Below are 22,580 nucleotides of genomic sequence, written 5' to 3'. Positions count from 1 at the left end.
AAGTGAATATAGGGTAGCCACTTAGTGTCCAATTCTTTTATAATTTTAAATTTGCCATGTTACGACAAGTTCCCTGCTGTGACAATACGATGATACACATTTCTTCCAATCGTACCGTCTGGCATTGGATACGGGCCTTCAAAGGGTAGTCTTTCTTCTGCTAATTCCTCTATTTGGCTAATTTCACCATTAACCCATTGGTTTAGTCGATCTGCTGTTGTTATTAGCCTAGTTAACACCCCTCCATAGCGAATATCCAAAATTTCCCACCCAAAAGGTTTATTATAACTGAACCAAATATTTTGATGACTTTTACGTAAAGACTCCACTTCACGTTTTAATTGTTCCACAGTCTCAACTAACTCGGACATTTTGTTTTTATCATTGTCATCATAAGCTGCTTTTATTTGTAAGCCTAGCTCGGCTTTCAAGCTTAACACATGAGCTAATTGTTCATAAAAACTAAATAATGGTTTCCATTCATTGTTTTTATGTTTCGCTTGTTGCAATTTTTCAGCGACAGCCTGGTAATGTTTGTTTAATGACAAACCACGAATATTTTCATCATAAAGGCCAATTAAGACGTCTTGCCATAGTAATAGTTTTGAAGGATTTGACTCATGTAAATTATTTTGTGAGACTCCAGGTGTTTCATCCAGCTTATTTAGTTCCATAAAGTCTGCCATGTCACTTTGATGACAAAAGGCGAAGCGCTCCACAATTTGCTCGTCACTAACCGTTTTATGATAAGTATGCTCAGCAAATTGTTGCAATACTGGTAGTGCGGTAAATAAAGGCGTTTCTGCCCCGTTATCTCCCCACATCGTTGCAAACACTTCTTGAACGCCTGTTTTTTTACAAGCAGTAAGGGCAGCTTCTGTCGTAGCCATTGCTTTGCCATAGTTAGGTGAAATACCGTTCCAAGTCCAAACACCACCAGCAAACACTGGTTTAGGGCCGATTTGTTTATGTTTTTCGATAAACGTTTCATAAAACTGTTCATCGGTATGGTAATAATCCCAGTATACGAGCTGTACATTTGGAATTTCTTGAATGACATTCTCAGGAATATGGGCATTTAAATCATAATATGCACCTGTTTTGGAGCCAAGTCGGAAGTACATATCACTCCAAATCATCGGTTTTAAACGATGTTTTTCGGTAATTTTTAAAACCGCTTGTAAATGCTTATTCATAATTTGGAAACGCTCTTCGAACCCATTTTTACGTAAATAATTTCCTAGGCCAAGGTTAAAAGCCTCATCCATCCCAATATGAATTCGCTTTGTTTTAAACGGTTTAGAAGCTGCTACAATCATATTCTCAATAAACTCATACGTCTTCGGTTCGCCAACTAATAAAATATCATCTGTATCGCGAATATTCATTGCGTAATTCCATTTCAGCGCTTCTTTTAAATGCGCCAATGTTTGAATACATGGAATCATTTCTATTCCAAGTTTATCTGCATAAAGATCAAGCTCTCTTAATTCCTTTTCCGTATAACGGCCACGCATATAGCCGAAATATGGATATTCTTTCACTTCATACGTATCTTCAGTATAAAGCATCAATACGTTGAGTCCCATTATCGCCATTTTCCGAAGCAATGTTTTCACACTATTCGTATGAAGTACAGCGTTGCGTGAAGCATCCAACATTACCCCACTCATCGTAAATTGGGGTGTTTCTGTTATATCAAATTCTCTCTTTATTTGATAGTTTTCTAGCCAAAGGCCTAAAGCACGAAAAAAATGGATTGGCTCTTCGAAATGAATTTCTCCCTTTTCACCGTTGTTACGAACAACAATCGGTCCAGCGTTTTTCGTCACTTCGATAGGATAGCCTTCTAAACAAACTTCTATTTGTAAATCATCCATGAGTAGTTCTATTCCATCAAAAATCGCTTCATCTTTTGTAATAATGTTTAACTTCAACATTAATCCTCCTCAGTAGGGAAATTTTTAACCCCACGCATATATTGTTTCCACGGTTTAAAACCTAGTTTTCCATAAAAATCAACAAGGCCTGTCCAATCTATTACCATATGTTTAATCCCGCGCTCCCGCAAGAAATAGATTCCTGCTTTCACTATCGCTAATCCGTACCCATTTTTTCGCTCTGATCGAGCTATTCCTAAAGGACCAACACCACCTAGTTCTTCTGAAAATAACGGGGACCAATAAACATTTTGAGCAATAAACGGTGATTTTGCGTCATTAATTCGACAAAACCCAATAATTCTTCCCTGTTTCTTTGCAATAACAAATTCTCTACCAACACCATTCCGCTTGAAATATTGAATTGCTTCATATTCCCATCTTCCTGGAAAATTTTCATGGAGAAAATCGATGAACAAATTTTGATCTCTTTCTGCTAAAATAGTATATTGAATGTCTGGAATACTAGGAAGATGGATATCTTCCCCATCAGAAAAAATCTTATAAAGATCTGTCTCCACAGTATTAAATTCATAACCGCGATTTTGCAACCAAGTGATAGTTGCTTTATATTCAAGCGGCACTCCAGGGAAGTAATGCCATGGGTCACTTCCAATTAAAATTTTCGTGACAGCGCTTTCCTTTAAGGCATTTTCTGCCCTTGTTAACAGCTCTGTACCAATTCCGCAATTTCGGTAATCTGAATCAACTAATAGCACTTGAATCCAACCTGTATGTGGGTGGAAGTTGTCAAAATTCTGTTCCTGCCAAAATTTACTAATGATAAAACCTACGAGCTTACCATTCTCATTTACCGCCAAAAATGAACCATTCTGAAGCACATTGACATCAGAAAAACTATTTTGATAGAACAATTCTTGACGCAGTGGAAAGTCATTGCCTATCTCTTTATTCCAAAGAGAAATCATTTCAATAAGCCAATTTTGATCTAATGGGAAAAATTCCAAACTGTTCACCTCATATGTTTGACTTATTAATAGTATAACGGATATTCTTATTAATTGAAACATAAAATCAGCATAATAATTATTAAATTACAATATTGTTTCATTTATTTTTATCAAAACACAATACTCCTTTTATTGATTGTATCAAACCTCACATAATAAATTAGAGAGCATGAACTTGTTTTGATTATTTTTACAATAGTGGAATAAAATTGGGTTGTCAGAAGTGGAGATTAGATGTACTAGTACGTCGAATTGTTTGAGCTATTGGAATGTAAAATCAGCTCGATTTTGTTTTTACACCGGTAAAAGGAACAGGTGAGCGGAGAAATCGAGCTGATTCAAATAGGAGTGCATGTTGCAGGAATACAACAATAAAAATCGTACTTCCTAATGGAAAAAGAAAATTTCATCCCGTTTTCAAGGTAGCCTACGGATGAAAAACTCTCTCCACTACACGTTTCGTAGCATTTCCATCTTCTAATGAACAAAACTTTTGATAAAACTTAGTAACTTTTTCAGAGGTAGTTCGGTCAAAACCTTCCTCCTCTTGTTTTTTAATTGTTTGAATTACCTCTATTGTCGTTTTTACTAGTGGACCTGGTGCTTCATTTGCAAAGTCAAAATAAAAGCCACGTAAACTATCACGATATTCCTCTAAATCATATACAAAAAAGATCATTGGTCGTTTCAAGTTGGCATAATCAAAAAATACCGATGAATAATCTGTAATTAATAAATCTGCTAATAAATATAGATCACGAATATCATCGTAGTTAGAAAAGTCATAGGCAAATCCTTTATACGGCGTCAAATTTAAATTTTCTGCGACTAAATAATGCATGCGTAATAAAATGATGTAATCGTTTCCTAATTCGCGTCGCATCTGTTGTAAATCTAACTCTAAGTCGAATCTATATGCACCTTTTTTATAAAAATGATTATCTCGCCACGTAGGTGCGTATAAAATAATTTTTTTATTCGTTGGAAGCCCTAGTTTTTCTTTTAACTGTTCCATTAAAACCCGTTTATCCGGGCTATATAAAATATCATTCCGTGGATACCCCGTTTCCAACATTTCTTTTTGAAAATGAAAGGCCCTTCTAAATATTTCACTAGAATATCGATTAGGTGAAATTAAGTAATCCCATTTACTCGCTTCCTTCACAAAATTTTGTTTATACTTAATAGTATTCGTTCCAGGCATGTGAACTTCTTCAATATCAATTCCTAATCGTTTTAACGGAGTACCGTGCCATGTTTGCAAATAAATCGTTTCTGATGATTTTGGTAACCATAGTGGCAAGCGTGCATTAATAACCCAATACTTAGCACGAGCCATGTAATATAACCAACGAATCGAACTTCGTTTAGCAATTTTTACATTTTTATCTTTAAACTTTTGAAGGAATTCTTTATCAACACTCCAAATCATTTGATACTTTTTATTTTCCGCTACCATATATTCATAAATCGCCCGCGGATTATCACTATATTGCCTGCCGTGAAAACTTTCAAAAACAATTAAGTTTTCCTTTTTCGGCAATTTTGATACGTATGCAAAAGTTTTCCGGTAAGCCTTTCGGGAAAATCGTCTCATTCGTGCTTTCACAGAACGTACTTTTCTTCCAATTTTCCCTTTTAACTCTTTAAATAAGGAGTACTCATATACTTTAACAGATAGATACTTATATCTTTTCGTTGGCTTTACAATCACACGGTATTTTTTATGTTCATGACGTAAAAAAACATCTTCCATTTCTATTTCTTTAGAAGTGTATTTCATTCTCTTGCTTCGGATTGTTTGTTGCTCTTTATCAACCATAAAATCCACATCAACAAAAAATCGATAATATATTAGATTTTTATAATCCACTTCATTACCTATTACCAATTCCGTTGAAAAACTACCTTTCGCAAATCGATTACTTCCATTATACAGCTCTAATATTTCTTCTTTAAAATTTTTTAAAGGAAGGATAATTTCTTCGTTATTTAGCTGATTAGTAATAACGAGGCGTGAAGCGGTTATTTCAATTTTACTGTCATCATAATTTGGATAAAGAAAAAACCCGGAGATTTTAATATTCCCATCGATAGAAACTTGAAGATCATGAACATAACTTCTTAACTGAATTTCATTGACTCGAAAGGATAAATTGCCTTTATTTGTTGTGTATGGTTCAAAAATCATGGAACTATTAGGTATAGCTAATTGAAAAAACTCCAACCTTACTTGGGGATTGCTTTTTATCCGGAACTGTTCCATAGAGTCATTATTTTCCACTCTTATAAATAAATCATAAATAATCTTTTCAGTTGATAGTTGCTCCAAATTATCTAAATCAATAGTAACTTCTATTACGGAATTAGAGGCATTACCCTTTAATTCACTCGGCAATTCATATTGTGCTTTTGTAATTCGTTCTTGTAATACAATTTCCCACCGCTTATATTCGGTTAACCATTCTATGTCTGTAGAAATGAAAAGTTTGTATTTAGTATGTAATGCTGTGATGTTCACTAATTCTCCAGTAATGAGATTCACCATTCAACTACCTCTCTTTATACATATAGCAACTTCAGTTTAGTCAATAGCTTTCAATTTATCATTTTTGTTTCCATCTATATTTCATAATGTAGTAAAAAAACGTAAAATTCCCGATAAATGTACGTTTCCATAATCGCTTTGGTTCACGCAATAAACGATACACCCATTCTAGCCTAACTTTTCTAATAAACTCTGGTGCTCTTGGTATTCGATTAGAAGCAAAGTCTAAAAAAGCACCCACTCCTGTCATTACTGTTGCATTTAACCTTTCAAAATTTTCCGTAACCCATTTTTCCTGAAGCGGAACACCTAATGCTACAATTAATAAATCAGGTTTTACAGCATTTATTTCGTCAATAACTTCATCCGTATTTTGAAAATAACCGTCTCTTACGCCGACAATTTGCAATTTCGGCATCACCTTTAAAAAGTTATTCGCTGCTGTTTCTGCAACTCCTGGATATCCCCCTAATAAAAAGACACGCTGATTGTTCTCTTCCGCCAACTTTAACAATAGTGGGGTGAAATCAGTGCCATTCAAATTTTCATCAAAGGATACGTTTAAAATCTTCCCTCCTAAATCAATACCTAAACCATCATTTAAAACATATTCTGCCTCATTTAAATACTTTTTATATGTTTTATCCTTTTGAGCAACATTATAACAATGGGCATTTATATAGAAAACCCTCGTTTTTTCTTTATTTATAAACTTAGACTGTAATTCTTGTAATACTTTTTCGGATGTTGATTTCGTTGTATAGATACCTCCATAATTCACTTTAACCATTGTTGTCTCCCTTTTCATAAAAGTATCTCTCGGTGTCTGTCAATTTCTAAAGCTTACTATTATATTACATATTGTTTGCATGTAAGTAAATATTCATTGCACCTCGTTGTTATGAAGCATATTTAGCAGGTATAATAGTAACGAGTGGTAAAGCTAGTTTAAGTAATGTAATCCTGCTAAAATATTCAATTGAATCAAAGTACAGTTAGTCTTATAATATCTCTGTTATCCTTGATCGAGAAAATAATGAAAAGCTTGTATTAGTTTGTTATAATGTAATGTATTGCCATGCAGAAAATCGATATAGAAAAAGTGAAGAAAGGATATTACGATGAAATCCTTAATTACTGTGTTAAAAGAACAATTCAGCAGTTTTTATTTAATTAATCGGCTAGCACTTTTTGAAATAAGAATTAAAAATAGCGATAATTATTTAGGTATGCTTTGGGAGATCATTAACCCTCTCATTCAAATCAGTGTATATTGGTTCGTATTTGGCTTCGGTATTCGCAGTAACCGTGGTATGGAAGTAGGAGATATAACTGTTCCTTTCATATTTTGGATGCTTGCTGGTATTACGATGTGGTTTTTTGTTAACCAAGCCACTATGGATGCGACAAAATCAATTTATCAACGAATTAATATTATCGCAAAGATGAATTTTCCAATGAGTGCCATTCCTAGTTATATTATTTTATCTAAGTTTTATCCAAATTTACTATTATTTATGATTATCGGGGTTATCTTTCAATTTGGAGGGTTTCCGATTTCTATTTATTACTTACAAATTCCTTACTATATGATTTGTGGGATTGCTTTAGTATTTAGTTTTACATTAATCACTTCCACATTAGCTACCATCGTTCGTGATGTAGTTATGATGGTCCAATCGTTAATGCGAATTTTATTTTATATATCTGGAATTTTATGGGCAATTGATGGTCTTCCTGAACCAATACAATCGATTATTAAACTAAATCCATTACTATATATTGCAGAAGGATACCGTTCAGCATTTTTATCAACTGGTTGGTATTTAGTTGACCATTTCACTTACACACTTTATTTTTGGGGACTAATTTTCGTATTTCTGTTAATCGGATCTATTCTCCATGTGAAATTCAGATCTCGCTTTGTTGATTTTCTATAAATTACGTGAAATGAAGGAGTATGAAAATGACTTATTCCGTTCGTGTCGAAAATGTATCGAAGAAATATAAAATGTATCGGAAAACTTCTGATAAACTATTAGACATTTTAATACCAAATGGTTATGGTGATGATTTTTATGCTTTAAAAAATATCTCCTTTGAAGCAAAACAAGGGGACGTTATCGGTTTTCTCGGTATTAACGGATCTGGTAAGTCTACATTATCCAATATAATTACTGGTGTTATCCCTCCAACTAGTGGCACTGTGGATGTGAAAGGGGAAGCATCTTTAATCTCCATTTCATCTGGTTTGAACAACCAATTAACTGGTCTAGAAAATATTGAGCTAAAAGGTTTATTGCTCGGCTTTTCTAGAAAGGAAATAAAAGAACTAACACCACAAATTATCGAATTTGCTGATATTGGTGATTTCATCTATCAGCCTGTAAAAAAATATTCGAGCGGGATGAAATCAAGGCTCGGTTTTGCCATTTCAGTTAATGTAGATCCGGATATATTAGTAATAGATGAAGCTTTATCAGTCGGGGACCAAACATTTGCTGATAAATGTTTAGATAAAATGAACGAGTTTAAAGAACGAGGTAAAACGATTTTCTTCATCAGTCACTCCCTCGGTCAAGTGAAGAAGTTTTGTGATAAGGCTGCCTGGTTAGAAGCAGGAGAGATTAAAGCTTTCGGATCAATTAAAGAAGTAATGCCACAATATGAAGCCTTTATTAAAAAATATAAAGCATTATCGAAGGAAGAACAGAAAAAATTTAAAGATGAAATGAATACGCGTAGGAAATCATTATCACCTGCTATAAATTAATTTGTTCAAAAGAAAAGGGGTCTAAGCTCTCTGATTGGTTGTAAAACCGTTCAATTAGGAGCTTGACCCCTTTTTAAAAATGCACTTTTTTTACAAATTAACCTCGACTTATTAAGGAAGAGTAACTACTTGACGTTGCAAAAATTCACCATGCCTCCAAAAAAATTGTGTTTTGTTAAATAAAAGGGCTACGAAAATATAACCTTAAATAAATAAAAGTACTACAAAATAAACTGCAAGTATCATTATTCCTAAAGGAATACCATATCTAGCCCATTCTCTACTAGTTATATACAATTTACCTGCTGAAATAATATTCGGGATATTCCCAGGAATCAACATACCACCACTTACTAGTAAACCTAGTAATATTGCTTTTATTGTTTCTGTCGGCATTGCTGGACTAATTTCGGCAGCTGCTAATGTCGCATTATCAAGAACAGCCGATAACATATTAATCCAGTATAATACATATTCATTCAAACCGATAATATATTTATTAATTAACGGTTCAAAACCAGCACCTAACATTGTTAAACCCATCACAAATAAATAGATTTTAATAGCACGAACGAGAATATCCTCGTAGGACTCTGCTTCATCTTTGTTAGACAATCCTCTTTTAGCAGTAACTGGTTTTATTTGAATTGCCGCCAAAATACCGAGTACAATAACTCCAGGGATAATATATGGACCAACTAATTTTAATAAATAGAAGAAGTCCCCATTTAATTTGCTTACTACGATGGTTGATAACGGTTCCCCAATCGGCGTTAATGCCGCACCTAAGCCGATAGAAAAGCACGATATGACAACAAACCGTATTTCTGAATGACGGTCTAATGGCAACACACTTACAATTAATACGAGTACGAGAGCTGCAATAATTGCCGTGATGACACTAGATAATAAACCTAAAACTATAACAACTAGTGCTAAAAATACCGAAAAAGGCATTCTTTGACTTATATTACGAATGCCATTCTCTAAAGGGGTTTTAAACCACTTAAATAGCAGTCCTGCTACTAGTACAGCTAAAGTAATATTTATCGGGTCTTCTAACGATTTTATTAGTAATTCTTTATTAAAAACTCCTCCAGCAAATGCAGCAGCTATTCCCATAATAAATAAAAATACTTCTAAATTATGTTCTACTTTTTTTACCGTAAATGGTAAAAAAAGCACTAATAATAAGATAATAAATAATCCTATCATTGATTAATCCTTCTCTCTAAGTTATTTCATTTTCATTGATTGTGATAAATAATAGTTTTCTAGTTTATTCATTGATTACTTTGTTTCGGAGGCACCAACATTATAGAAGGCAAGCATTTTGGATAATGAATAAACTAATCTATAGTTTAACATACATACTTCAATTTATGCTCGTCAATCAAAAATATAACAATTTAGACAAAACCTCTTTGCTTGTGCATATTTCAGACATACAGCCTTACAATGTAATCGTAGTTTGAATACAACCTATTTTAAATTCAAAGTCACAAATCTATTGTCCTTTTTTAATGTGTAGGTTAATTCCATATAAAAAAGGCAGTCCCATTCGTTATAAGTCTAATTAAACGGATAGAACCAATAGAGACAATCGTTCCTATTTATTCTCCCTAAATTAGACTTGTCCCGATAGGACAACCTCTTCTTTAAAAACTGCTTTTTCTTATTAATAATTCTGTTGCGAGATAGACTTTCTTTGCAATTTTCCTGCCATTTAGTCTTTCAAGTAAGGTATCAACAGCCGTTTCACCCATCAATTCAGTATGAACCTTTAATGTGGATAGAGCCGGATATACGTACTTTGATACACTAATATCATTTAACCCGATAATATTTACCCGTTCTGGAACAGCAAAATTTTCTTCATGTAAAGCCCTTAAACAGCCGATAGCAATTAAATCATTTCCGGCAAAAAATGCGGTTGGAAGTTCATCACCATGTTCTTGAATAGCCTTTTTCATCAATGAATAACCATCATTTACTGTGAAATTGCCAATATAAATGAAATCTTCATTAAATATTCCTTTATCTTTTGAATACCAACGAAAAGTTCTTTCTCTTAAATCGGTAATTGGCTCTGAATTATCCTTAAACATTTCTTTACCGCCGATAAAACCAATTTGTTTATGGCCTTTTTTTAACAAATAGTTAATGATTGTAATCGTTGCTTCTTCAAAATCAACAACAACAGAATCAAACCTTTTACTATTAGGATTACTATCGACAAAAATGAGATTTTCTGTAATTTGTGATAACGAGTGAATTTGAATTTTGCTAAATTTACCGATAGCGATAATTCCATCGATTTTTTCCAAATTAAATTGGTCTAATGTATTATAAAAATATTTTTCTACGTGTATATCTAACTGCTGACAACGCTTTTCAATTCCGAGTCGAATTGACATGTAATACAAATCATCTAGCTCTTCTTTTTCTGTGTACCAGCTAATTATCGCAATTTTTGTCGAGTTCGTTTTTTTAGCAGAACGCTTTTTGTAAGATAATTGTTCAGCAACTTCAAATATCTTTTTCCGTGTTTCATCTGTAACGGAAAGAGTAGCATCATAATTTAACACACGGGATACAGTTGCTATTGATACACCTGCTTTTTCAGCAATATCTTTAATTGTAGCCATCTATGCCACCCTTTCTTTTCCACTAATTTATTGAAAACTTATATTTCGTTTCAGAAACATATTCCTCTTCCGGCTTCAGTATAATAGACGGAAAGTGCGGATGGTGGATGGCATCTGGAAATTGTTGTGTTTCTAAACAAATACCTAAATACTGTTCCACTTGCCGATTTCTTATCAAAAAATGATTGGTTAATTGGTTGCCAGTATAAACGACAACGCATGGTTGATTTGTTTCGATCACAAGTTTTCTGCCACTAACTGGTTCATATAATTGAATCTCTTCATTAAAATTATCTGTCAATGCAAAAGGATGATCATAGCCGTTTCCGACGATGTTTATTTGTTTATCAGTTGTTTTTATCCCGTCTTTTAAGACCTTGCCGTTTCGAAAGTCAAAGACAGTGTTAGTTACATCAATCATTTCACCAGTAGGAATAAAATCTTCACGTAAAGGTAAATATTTCTCGCTTTTTAATGTTAATTGGTGATTTAAAATGGTCTCTTTTAGATTTCCAGTTAAGTTAAAATAAGAATGATTCGTCATATTTAATAAAGTTTCTTTATTTGTTTTCGCTTTACAAATTTGAACCCACTCATCATCATTTGTTAAATAATAACGTACCGTTATCTGTACTTCACCTGGATAGCCTTCTTCCCCATCTGTACTTGTATAAGTAAAGTCTACACCGACTTTATCTTCTGTCTTCCATGTCTTTGCATGCCAAATTTTTTTATCAAAGCCAGATTTTCCTCCATGTAAATGATTGTTTCCTTCATTTACATCTAAACGATATGTTTCTCCGTTCAATTCAAAGTGGCCATCGGCGATGCGACCAGCTACTCGGCCTATGATTGCCCCAAAGTATGGGCTTTTGTGTAAATAATCTTCTATATTATCAAAACCTAACAAAACATTCTCGAACTTACCATACCGATCCTTCGCGAAAATATCAGTAATAATACAACCGTAATTTAGGCAGGCTAACCGCATCCCATTATCATTTTCTAATACATACTGATATATTACATTATCTTCTAGTATTCCAAATTCTCTTTCAGTAATTTTCACCGTTGAATCCCCCTACTCATTAAGATGATTGAGAAATCTTTTAAAAGCTGCACTTCCAGTATCATCCCGTTTAAACACACTCGCATCATGCAATACACGCAAAAATTTCTTACCGACCTCTTCCCTAAGTATTTCTTGACAATTATCGTCACTTATTTGCGGATACTTTTGTTTTATTTCGTTCGCCCAAGGCAGATGATAATCAGCAATTTGGCTATCCCTTCCTAATAAATAGCTCTCAACTTCACTTAATTCATCCTTTAATCTCGCAGGTAAAACAGCTAACCCCATCACTTCAATTAAACCAATATTTTCTTTTTTGATATGGTGAACATCCTCATGTGGATGAAAAATACCTAATGGATGATCTTCATTTGTTCGATTATTTCGTAACACTAAATCTATCTCATAAAACTCATTCCGCTTCCGTGCAATTGGTGTAATTGTGTTATGTGGTGTAGTTTCTGTATAAGCATATATTTCAACTGAAGGATCACTATACTCCTTCCATTTGGTTAATATTTGTGTTGCAGCATTTACTAACTCTTGTTTCGATTGTGATTGAAGCCGAATTACCGACATCGGCCATTTTACAATAGAAGCACGAATTTGCGAATGTTGCTTTAATGTAAAATGATAATCAGCTGGCGCCTTTGCCATAGCGAATTCATAATTTCCTCCTTGATAATGGTCATGTGAGAGGATAGAGCCACCAACGATTGGTAAATCTGCATTGGAGCCGATGAAATAATGTGGAATTTTTTCGACAAAAGTTAACAATCTCTCGAAAGTTTCCCGGGAAATCAACATATTTCGATGCTTTTCCGACAATAAAATACAATGTTCATTATAATAAACGTATGGGGAATATTGTAAAAACCAATTCTCTCCTAACATTTCCATTCGAATCATTCGGTGATTAGCTCTTGCAGCATAGCCGAGCCGACCAGCATAGCCTTCATTTTCCACACAAAGGACACATTGCGGATAACCAGAAGATTTTTTATTTCTTTCTAAAGCGATTTGTTTCGGATCTTTTTCCGGTTTGGACAAATTGATTGTTATATCAATTTCTCCATATTCTGTTGCTACTTTATATTGAATGTTTTTTTCAATTCGTTTCATTTGTATATAATTACTGTTTTTACTTAATGTATAAAAATAGTTGGTCGCGTCTATTGGGTTTTGTGCGTATCTTTTGTAAAATTCCCAATTAATTTCAGAAGGCCGAGAAATAAAACAGTCCATCACCTGTGCCGAAAGTATTTCTTTAGCATCAAAGTAATCCTCGATTATTCCTTTTTTCACTGCATACTCCACTAATTCTTCTACTAAGTCTGCATTGGATTTTTCTTCGGAAACTTCTGTCTCTGAGAAATCATCGAGATTTAGCAACGCTAACATTCGGTTTCGTACATATATTTCATCCGTTTTCTCGAATAACCCTTGGCTCATTGCGTTATTTAATAATTGTTGTATTGTCTCATAAATAGTCAAACTTCATCACCTACGATCCTTATATCCATCTGGATAATTGGAATGCCATTGCCAAGCATCTTTAATAATTTGCTCAATGTTCGTTCTTGTTGGATTCCATCCTAAAATATTTCTTGCCTTTTCAGAAGAAGCGATTAATACACTTGGGTCTCCAGCTCTTCTTTCACCAATTTTCGCAGGAATTTCTTTTCCTGTAACAACCCTTGCCATTTCGATAATTTCTTGTACAGAAAAGCCTTGACTGCTACCAAGGTTAAAAATATTACTTTCATTTCCTGCTTGTAAATATTTTAAAGCGAGAATGTGAGCATCGATTAAATCCTCGACATGGATATAGTCACGGATGCAAGTTCCATCTTTTGTCGGATAATCGTTGCCGAAAATAGTTATATATTCCCTTTTTCCTAAAGCCGTTTGTAAAACTAATGGTATTAAATGCGTTTCTGGATGGTGATCTTCCCCAATTTCTCCACGAGCACCAGCTACGTTGAAATAGCGTAAGGAAACAAATTTAATTCCAAACGCTTTTTCACACCATTTCATCATTTTTTCCATTGCTAATTTTGTTTCACCATACGTATTTGTTGGCATCGTAGGCATGTCTTCAGTAATCGGAACAGCTTCAGGCTCACCGTATGTTGCAGCTGTAGAAGAAAAGACGATATATTTCACGTTAGCTTCCCGCATCGCTTCAAGTAAAACTTGAGTCCCATATACATTATTATCATAATACTTTAGCGGTTCAACCATTGATTCGCCAACTAAGGAATTGGCAGCAAAATGAATAACACCTTCTATATGTTCTTGTTCAAAGACATTTTTCAAAAAGTTACGGTCACGAATATCCCCTTCATAAAATTTTGCCCTCGGATGAATGGCATCTTTATGACCGGTTTGTAAATTATCAACCACTACTACATCATAACCGCTATCCATTAATTGATACACAGCATGTGATCCGATATAACCAGCTCCGCCTAATACTAAAACACTCATTTCTCTCACCTTTCCATTCCGAAATTTTAGTTAAATTTTACCTTCGCGATGTGGTTGTTACACTTTTTGTCAATCCGTACTATTTCTTTATAATTCTTTCGCACCATCTCCAATTGTAACACTATAAAAGTCCGCTTTATAGCCTATTTTTTCCTCATACATTTTTCCGACATTTTTAATAAAATCATTCACTTTATCCGTTTCTACAATCGCAATGGCACAGCCACCAAATCCTGCCCCAGTCATCCGTGCTCCAACTGTTCCTTCCTGTTGCCATGCTGCCTCTACAATCGTATCCAGCTCTTTTCCTGTCACTTCATAATCATCTCGTAAAGAAATATGAGATTCGTTCATTAATTTTCCGAATGTAGCTAAGTCATGATGTTCGAGCGCTGTTTTTGCCAGTTTTGTTCGTTCATTTTCATAAACGGCATGTTTTGCGCGCCTTCTGATCACTTCATTTGGAATTTGTCCTTGTAACTTTTCAAATTGAGCAACAGTTAGCTCGCCTAAGCTATTGATTTTCTTGAAGTTTTTTAGTTCTTTAACTGCTAGCTCGCATTCCGTTCTTCTTTCATTATATTTTGAATCAGCTAGTTCCCGGCGTTTATTTGTGTTCATAATAATGATTCGGTGATTTTCTAATTCAATTGGAGCGTACTCATATTCAAGCGTATTACAATCAAGTAAAATTGCCTTTCCTTCTTTCCCCATCCCAATGGCAAACTGATCCATAATTCCGCTATTAACACCGATAAATTCGTTTTCCACTTTTTGTCCGATTCTCACCATTTCTACTCGCTGAATTGTTAAGCCAAAGAGACCTTCTAACATAACACCCGTTACTAATTCAATAGACGCCGAAGAGGAAAGTCCTGCACCATTTGGAATATTTCCGTAAAACAATACATCCATTCCATTGTCAATCGGGTAACCCGCTTCTATCAAATAGCGAATCATGCCTTTCGGGTAATTAACCCAATCATCTTCCACTTTATAGTTCAAGTCATCCAAGCTAAAGGTAATAACCCCTTTATCTGGAAAATTCTCAGAATACATGTTAATTTGTTTATCTTCCCGTTTTGCTGCTAAAGCATAAGTTCCAAATGTAATTGCACATGGAAACACATAGCCCCCATTATAATCCGTGTGTTCACCAATTAGATTTATCCTTCCAGGAGCAAAAAACATTCGTACATTTGACTGATGAAATTTTTTAGTAAATATGCTTTTTAATTGTTCCATTTTAGTTACCTTCCTTTATCATTGTGTATATTCTCGTTTATGTCACAAAGGCACTTTCAACCAAGTTAAAATTTATAATTTATTTTACTAAAATTTTATCACACGCCACAACAAATGTAAATGTTTTCTTTTTGAACTAGTATGTGTTAAATCAAATAAAATAATAAAAAAAAGCACAACCCTTTTTGAGCAGTTGTGCTTTTATCAATGATTTTATTTTTATATAAGAACCTTATGCGATATAGAAATATGTTTCATCTCATCGACATCGAATAGTCCTTGGTCAGTTAACTTTAATGACGGAATTACTGGTAAGCTTAAAAAGGAAAGTGTAATAAACGTGTGAGCATTTTTCTGCATAGTAATTTGATCTAGTCCTCTATGCAACGAATCCAACTCGGCAATAATTTCCTCATACGGTTTTTCCGATAATAGCCCGGAAATCGGTAATTCTAATTTACTGATTACTTCCCCTCCTAACACGACAACAAGACCACCGTTCATCGTTGCAATAGTTTTTATTGCTGTCAGCATGTCATCGTCATTTGTACCTGCAACTACTAAATTATGAGAGTCATGGGCAACGGTTGAGGCAATTGCACCAGATAATAATTGCAGACCATGGACAATTCCTAACCCAACATTTCCTGTACTCTTATGTCTCTCAATCACCGCAAGTTTTACTAAATCCCGCTCAACAGAAGGAATAAATTCACCATTATTAACAGGCACTTGCATTAATTGTTTTTTAGTTACGACTTGATTCTTTATTAACCCTATTACATGGGCAGTTTGATCTTCTCCAATCATTATTTTTAAATCGGCTTTAGAAATATCCGCGATATGAACTGATTGGATTAAGTTCGATTTTAACTTTGATGTTACTGTACCTTGTTCTCTGCCAACATACTTACCCGATTGTGCAACAGTACGTCCTGCTTTCACGACTCTATTAATTACTAGCTTTGATAAATCCGATATAAAGACTAAATCTGCTTCAAAGCCAGGGGCAATTGCTCCTTTTGTTGTTAGCCCAAAACATTCTGCTGCATTCAAAGTCGCAATTTGGATTGCTTGAAGTGGATTCATCCCACTATTTATTGCCAAACGAATATTATGATCGATACTTCCCTCATCACGCAATTCATTTATATGTTTATCGTCCGTGCAAAACAAAAATCTCCTCGCATTGTATGGAGTAACCATCGGTAGTAATTCTTTTAAGTTTTTCGTAGTAGAACCTTCTCGTATCATGACATACATTCCACGCTGAATACGCATTTGTACTTCTTTCCTCGATACACATTCATGATCTGTTTTTATTTGTGCAGACCGATATATATTAATTCCATCTTCATCAAACCCTGAGCAATGCCCATCAATATGATGGCGATAATTTAACGCACATACCATTTTTTCAATCATGTTCGGCTCACTATTTTTTACACTTGGAAAATCCATTACTTCCGCCAAACCTAATACTCTTGAATGGTGATAAAAAGGTTTTAACTCATTGTTATTTAAAACTGCACCAGCATTTTCAAAAGTTGTAGCAGGAACGCATGACGGTAACATTATACGAACATCTAAATCTAATCCTTCCGATTCATCAATCATAAATTGAATTCCATCGGTGCCAGACACGTTGGCAATCTCATGGGGATCCGCGACGACTGTTGTAACCCCGTGTGGCAATACTACTTTAGAAAATTCTTTCGGTGTAGCCATCGTGGATTCAATATGCACATGTCCATCAATAAAGCCAGGAGCAATATATTGGCCAGCCGCATCTATCACATGCTTTCCTTGAAAATCCCCAATTCCGACAATCATCCCATCAGCAATCGCGATATCCCCAGTAATAACTTCCAAGTTAAATACATCGACAATTTTTCCACCTTTAATTACTACATCGGCCAATTCCCGTTTCGCCGCAACATTAATTACCCTTTTCATACTTCCTTCTGTCACTATACCCATACTCTTCTCCTCCATATTTAAAGATAGACCAACATAAAAATTTGATGGCAAAATAAAAAAACTCTAGATACCTAGAGTTCGACTAATTGGAGGAACAAAATGAACCGATATAATTCATTCAATACGCATAATACGCTATACCGCCACCGATATAAATGGACAGCACTACATGAATAAATGCTAACTTGATTCATTTTCGTTCTCCGTAGTCAAACTATTTACGGTAGTTTGGTAGAAACATTTGGACCATATTTCCAAACATATACGGAATTGATTAAATTGTTTAATACATTATTTTATAGATTAATAAATGATATTTCAAGTGAAAAGTTTCATTCCATTCGTAACAAAAAAATATTTTAACAGCAAGTTTATAACTCGTTCAAAAGAATCGTTACATTAAAACATAAGTCCTAATTAAATTGCAAAAAATATTAAATTTTAGGCAAAAAGACTTAATAATTATGGTATAATGCCGATAAAGACTAATGAATACTGACTTTTTTACTATTTTATTTTAAAGAGGTGATAGAACAATGAAAAAACTAGGAAAAATAGCACTCGTCTCTTCTAGTATTCTATTAACACCATATGTAACGACCCATTTACCAATGAGTACAGAACAAGTGCTGGCAGCGAGTACTGTATCTTATGAAACGACTGCCAACTTAAATTTACGTACTGGCGCCGGAACAAAACATTCCATTATCACCACGATTCCTAAAGGGAAAACTGTCTATTCATATGAAACTAAAGGAAACTGGCATAAAGTAACCTATTCATATACATCAAAAGGGAAAAAGCAGACAAAAACAGGTTGGGTCAGCAGCAGTTATTTAAAGAAAACAACCGCTAAGAAAACAACTAACTCTAGTTCATCAAGTGTTAAAAGTATTTCTGGGAACTATAAAACGACCGCAAACTTAAATATGCGATCTGGTGCAGGGACAAAGCATTCGATTTTATTAACAATTCCAAAAGGGAAAACTGTTACAGCACAACAATCAAACGGAAATTGGTATAAAGTATCTTATACCTATACATCTAAAGGAAAAAAATATACGAAATCTGGCTGGGTAAGTAATGCTTTTTTAAACAAAGTGACTTCCAGCTCCTCATCTTCCGATAATAAGAAGGAAGAGCAAGCAAAAGTTACTGGTTCCTATAAGACAACCGCAAACTTAAATATGAGAACTGGTAGTAGTACAAATAGTTCTATTATCTTAACAATTCCTAAAGGGAAAACCGTTTCCGCTACAGAAGCAAAAGGAACATGGTATAAAGTTTCCTATTCCTATACAAAAAACGGAAAAAAATACACGAAATCTGGTTGGGTTAGCAGTAGTTATTTAAGTAAAGTAAAAACATCCTCAAATTCAAATACAAATAAAGAACAAGAGAAACCGAAAACAGAAAATTATCCTTCTTCCTATAAAACTACTGCGAATTTAAATATGAGAACCGGTGCAGGAACGAACCATTCAATTATGTTAACTATTGGTAATGGAAAAACTGTTCAATTTATCGAAGCGAATGGAACATGGTATAAAATTAGCTATACTTATACTTCGAAAGGGAAATCCTACACGAAGACTGGCTGGGTTAGCAGTAAGTATTTAGAAGCAGTTCCAGACAAAAATAATGATAAAGAGGATAAAGACAACAATAGTTCAAACAATAACACGAACAACACAGGAAATAATTCCAACCAAGATAATTCGAATACAGAAAATAATTCCAGTGGAAATAATTCTAATTCGGAAGAGAACGCCAATAAAGAGAACAATTCAAATGAAGATAATTCTTCTAATGAAGAAAATAATACACAAGAAGAAAATCAAGCACCTAGTTTTTCAGAAACAAAATATCAAACTACTGAAAATTTAAATTTACGTACAGGTGCGGGAACGAATTACTCTATCATTGTAACGATACCAAAAAACACGATAATTACCGCCATTGATAAAAACAATAATTGGTACAAAGTCAATTATACAACAGGTAGTACTACGAAAACTGGCTGGGTAAGCGGTGATTATATTATAGAGGTAAAAGAAGAAAATAATGAACCAAGTGAGACACCACAAGTCGGGGAAAGTATTAATGGAGACTTATTTGTTACGACTGCGAACTTGCGCTTAAGAGAAAAAGCGGACATTTCCTCTAAAATATTGGCTACTTTACCGAATGGAGAAGTTATCGAACCAATAGAGAAATTAGCAAACGGATGGTATAAAGTTTCTATTAACAATACAACTGGTTATGTATCCGGTGAAGGTCTCGAGCAAGTTGTTAAACGTACAGACATTGTTAGTCGGGATTCCTATTTATTTATCGATTTAAGGTCACAATCTTCTGTTACAGCTGATCAAATAAATCAATATATTAATAGCTATGCAACTAGACATAATAAAGTGAGTGTCTTACAAAATAAAGGAGAAGTGTTTATTAACTCCGCCAAAAAATATGGCATCAACGCTTTATTTTTAGCTGCACATGCAATTCATGAAAGTGCCTATGGAACATCTAATTTAGCGTTAGGCAAATATAATTTTTTCGGTTTCGGTGCTTATGACGCCACTCCTTTCGTTGCAGCATATCGCTTCGATACTATTGATGGAGCTATCGATTATATCGCACAAAAACTTAAGGCAACATACTTAAACCCACAAGATTGGCGATATCGCGGAGCATATCTCGGATTCACTACAAAAACAGTGAAAGGCAGTCGAGTAGACAAATTAAGTGAGGGCATGAATTTCTATTATGCCAGTGATGAAAATTGGGGCAAGAAAATAGCAGCACATATGGAAAATATTCTTCCATTTAGCAAGGATCATTATATAAATCAAAAACCTAATTTAACTAATCATGTCGACCCAGGGGTACCAACTGGTTCAGATATTTTCCCAGAGGGCATAACCGCGGTTGCTAACAATAATTTAACTTTGTATAACAAACTTGGTGGGTCCGCAGTTAGCACATTGCCTAAAGGGGAAACATTTTCGATTATAGAAAAAACTAATAGTTATTGGGTAAAATTATCCTATAATGGCAATGAATATTGGACGAACTCTATTAAATTTACAAACTATAAGTCATACATTACTGTAAAAAATTTAGCGAGAATTACTGTTTCGACATTAAATGTTCGTAAAGAGCCTTCGACACATACTGCCGGTATTGGAACAGTCTCTTTAAATCAATATATCCATCTTGTTTTAGATAAAAACGGCAATCCTACAAAAGATAATACTGGGTACTGGTATCAAATTAAACTTCCTGATGGACAAATAGGCTGGATTAGTAACGGCAAACAGTATAACTCGACATACTTTCTTCAAGAACTCAATTAAAAAATATAACTTTCCATTTATGGGGTCAGACTTTTGTTACGGCAAAGTCTGATCCCTTCTTTATGTTATACAATTTCTATTAAACGTAGAGAATTACTAGTAGTTCTTTCTTCCTAGTTCCATATTTCACCCACCTATCCCTAATAGGTCTATTTACTTATTTTTCACAAAAAACCGCAAAATCTATGAAAATCCTACATTTTTCACTATCAATTTTTTAAATTCTTAAATATAATAAATTCAAATACATTCACTTAAAGTTATACACATCTCAGAAATATACGGGGGCATTATTATGCACTTTAAAGAACATGGTGTCATTTTAAAGAAAGCTGGGGAAGCAATCGAGAAAGTGTCCTATCGTGGTATGGATATTGAATTACTAGCCTCCTATGACGGAACGGAAATTATTAAACATTATTTACATAAAGGGGCGAGATGGTCTGTTGGGCCAACTCCTAATTGGGATGCATTAGAATTTATTTATATTTTGTCAGGAGAGCTACATTTGCTTATCGATGAGAATCAATATCAATTAAACTCTGGCGACTATGTTAAAATGCTTCCAATTAAAAGTACTTGTATTTTCCAAGCAGACGAAAATACAGAGTTCATTTACGCAACATCCAAGCCAGTATTTCATAGCTATAGTCAAACTATTGAACAATTGAAAGATCTAGGAATTGCGGTAGAGGAAAAAGACGGCTATACTGCGGACCATTGTTCAAGGATTATGCGAATCTCTATGTTGATTGGTGAGCGGTTAAAATTAAGGGCAACAGAATTATTATATTTAAATCTTGGTGCTTTTCTACATGATATTGGAAAAATACACATACCCGATTCTATTCTACAAAAGCCTGAAAAACTAACTAAAGAAGAATGGGATGAAATCAAAAAGCATCCGATTTACGGTCACGATATATTGACACAGACTAATTTACCATCCCTCATACAAGCAGCAAAAATTGTTGAGCAACATCACGAAAGATATGATGGCAAAGGCTATCCATATGGTTTAAAAGAAAACGAGATAACTATTGGAGCAAGTATCGTTTCTGTAGCTGATTCCTATGATGCAATGACGACAGACCGAGTTTATCGTAAAGCATTAACTGAAGAAGAGGCGTTAGCGCAATTAATTGAGGGTAGTGGAAGCATGTATAACCCTGAAGTTGTACAAGCTTTTCTATCAATATATGAAAACTTTAAAAAAAGGGGAGAAAAATTATGAAAAAATTAGTAGTTACTGCTTTTCTAGTTGTCATGCTTACTTTTGCATTTCCATTTGGAAATAATGATGCAAAAGCAGCTTACAATCCAGAGCACGACATTTATTTAGAGTTTACTTTACCATTTGACATTCCATTTTTAACAGAAGAATTAGCTTATAAGATGTTTAATATTCAAGAAGCGATTCACGCGTATTTAAGAGAACATCATAATATTGATTTAGAGTATAGCTATATTTGGATTGTCATTAATGGGAAAGTTGTGTTAGCTATTGACCCTCCACACCCAATGGTAAACTAAGTAACATAGTGAAAAAAGAGAGTA

General features: G+C 34.2%; 16 protein-coding genes and 1 riboswitch. Of the genes, 5 read left to right on the top strand and 11 right to left on the bottom strand.

Annotation, left to right across the window (positions count from 1 at the left end; translation table 11 throughout):
- Positions 1-59: 59 nt before the first annotated feature.
- From BN1242_RS07975 to BN1242_RS07960, 4 genes are all read right to left on the bottom strand, one after another.
- Entirely contained in the window at positions 60-1,937 is a 1,878-nt protein-coding gene (locus BN1242_RS07975; protein WP_062354721.1) for a beta-N-acetylhexosaminidase, read from the bottom strand.
- A 2-nt stretch (positions 1,938-1,939) separates the two neighbouring features.
- The gene (locus BN1242_RS07970; protein ID WP_062353966.1) at positions 1,940-2,908 is read right to left on the bottom strand and encodes a GNAT family N-acetyltransferase; all 969 of its coding nucleotides are present in this window, start codon (positions 2,906-2,908) and stop codon (positions 1,940-1,942) included.
- Between the two features lie 430 nt (positions 2,909-3,338).
- Positions 3,339-5,459 (bottom strand): CDP-glycerol glycerophosphotransferase family protein, encoded by a 2,121-nt coding sequence (locus BN1242_RS07965; protein ID WP_062353962.1) that lies wholly within the window; start codon positions 5,457-5,459, stop codon positions 3,339-3,341.
- Positions 5,460-5,517: 58 nt separating this feature from the next.
- Entirely contained in the window at positions 5,518-6,249 is a 732-nt protein-coding gene (locus tag BN1242_RS07960) for a WecB/TagA/CpsF family glycosyltransferase (protein ID WP_062353959.1), read from the bottom strand.
- A 331-nt stretch (positions 6,250-6,580) separates the two neighbouring features.
- On the opposite strand from BN1242_RS07960, the gene BN1242_RS07955 reads away from it, so the two are divergent.
- The gene (locus BN1242_RS07955; RefSeq protein ID WP_062353956.1) at positions 6,581-7,399 is read left to right on the top strand and encodes an ABC transporter permease; all 819 of its coding nucleotides are present in this window, start codon (positions 6,581-6,583) and stop codon (positions 7,397-7,399) included.
- A 20-nt stretch (positions 7,400-7,419) separates the two neighbouring features.
- Positions 7,420-8,232, top strand: coding sequence for a teichoic acids export ABC transporter ATP-binding subunit TagH (gene tagH, locus BN1242_RS07950; protein WP_238985112.1), 813 nt, complete (start codon positions 7,420-7,422; stop codon positions 8,230-8,232).
- A gap of 204 nt (positions 8,233-8,436) precedes the next feature.
- Here tagH and BN1242_RS07945 read toward each other — a convergent pair whose 3' ends face one another.
- The 7 genes from BN1242_RS07945 to ade form a co-directional block, all read right to left on the bottom strand.
- The gene (locus BN1242_RS07945; protein WP_062353949.1) at positions 8,437-9,447 is read right to left on the bottom strand and encodes a DUF1646 family protein; all 1,011 of its coding nucleotides are present in this window, start codon (positions 9,445-9,447) and stop codon (positions 8,437-8,439) included.
- 443 nt (positions 9,448-9,890) lie between these two features.
- Positions 9,891-10,880: a LacI family DNA-binding transcriptional regulator gene (locus tag BN1242_RS07940; RefSeq protein WP_062353946.1), complete on the bottom strand. Its 990-nt coding sequence runs from the start codon at positions 10,878-10,880 to the stop codon at positions 9,891-9,893.
- 22 nt (positions 10,881-10,902) lie between these two features.
- Positions 10,903-11,949, bottom strand: a complete 1,047-nt coding sequence (locus BN1242_RS07935) for an aldose epimerase family protein (protein WP_062353943.1) — start codon at positions 11,947-11,949, stop codon at positions 10,903-10,905.
- 12 nt (positions 11,950-11,961) lie between these two features.
- The gene (gene galT, locus BN1242_RS07930) at positions 11,962-13,446 is read right to left on the bottom strand and encodes a UDP-glucose--hexose-1-phosphate uridylyltransferase (RefSeq protein ID WP_062353940.1); all 1,485 of its coding nucleotides are present in this window, start codon (positions 13,444-13,446) and stop codon (positions 11,962-11,964) included.
- Positions 13,447-13,452: 6 nt separating this feature from the next.
- Positions 13,453-14,442, bottom strand: coding sequence for a UDP-glucose 4-epimerase GalE (gene galE, locus BN1242_RS07925; RefSeq protein WP_062353936.1), 990 nt, complete (start codon positions 14,440-14,442; stop codon positions 13,453-13,455).
- An 87-nt stretch (positions 14,443-14,529) separates the two neighbouring features.
- Positions 14,530-15,687 (bottom strand): galactokinase, encoded by a 1,158-nt coding sequence (locus tag BN1242_RS07920; RefSeq protein WP_062353933.1) that lies wholly within the window; start codon positions 15,685-15,687, stop codon positions 14,530-14,532.
- Between the two features lie 219 nt (positions 15,688-15,906).
- Positions 15,907-17,667, bottom strand: a complete 1,761-nt coding sequence (gene ade / locus BN1242_RS07915) for an adenine deaminase (protein ID WP_238985111.1) — start codon at positions 17,665-17,667, stop codon at positions 15,907-15,909.
- Positions 17,668-17,853: 186 nt separating this feature from the next.
- A riboswitch (purine riboswitch) is annotated at positions 17,854-17,955 on the bottom strand.
- A 248-nt stretch (positions 17,956-18,203) separates the two neighbouring features.
- Between ade and BN1242_RS07910 the strand changes: the two genes are divergently transcribed.
- The 3 genes from BN1242_RS07910 to BN1242_RS07900 all read left to right on the top strand — a co-directional run bounded on the left by BN1242_RS07910 (position 18,204) and on the right by BN1242_RS07900 (position 22,556).
- Positions 18,204-21,023 (top strand): SH3 domain-containing protein, encoded by a 2,820-nt coding sequence (locus BN1242_RS07910; RefSeq protein ID WP_062353930.1) that lies wholly within the window; start codon positions 18,204-18,206, stop codon positions 21,021-21,023.
- 295 nt (positions 21,024-21,318) lie between these two features.
- Complete coding sequence (locus BN1242_RS07905; protein WP_062353927.1) at positions 21,319-22,257, top strand: HD-GYP domain-containing protein; 939 nt, start codon at positions 21,319-21,321, stop codon at positions 22,255-22,257.
- Positions 22,254-22,556, top strand: a complete 303-nt coding sequence (locus tag BN1242_RS07900) for a hypothetical protein (protein WP_062353924.1) — start codon at positions 22,254-22,256, stop codon at positions 22,554-22,556. The genes BN1242_RS07905 and BN1242_RS07900 overlap by 4 nt, the downstream gene beginning before the upstream one ends.
- The last annotated feature ends 24 nt before the right edge of the window (positions 22,557-22,580 follow it).

Origin of the sequence: Bacillus kwashiorkori, from assembly GCF_001375515.1 — a bacterium.
Taxonomy (GTDB): Bacteria; Bacillota; Bacilli; order Bacillales; family Caldibacillaceae; genus Bacillus_BK; species Bacillus_BK kwashiorkori.
Note: the sequence above shows the minus strand (reverse complement) of the source record. Positions and strands in the feature narration are given on the sequence as shown.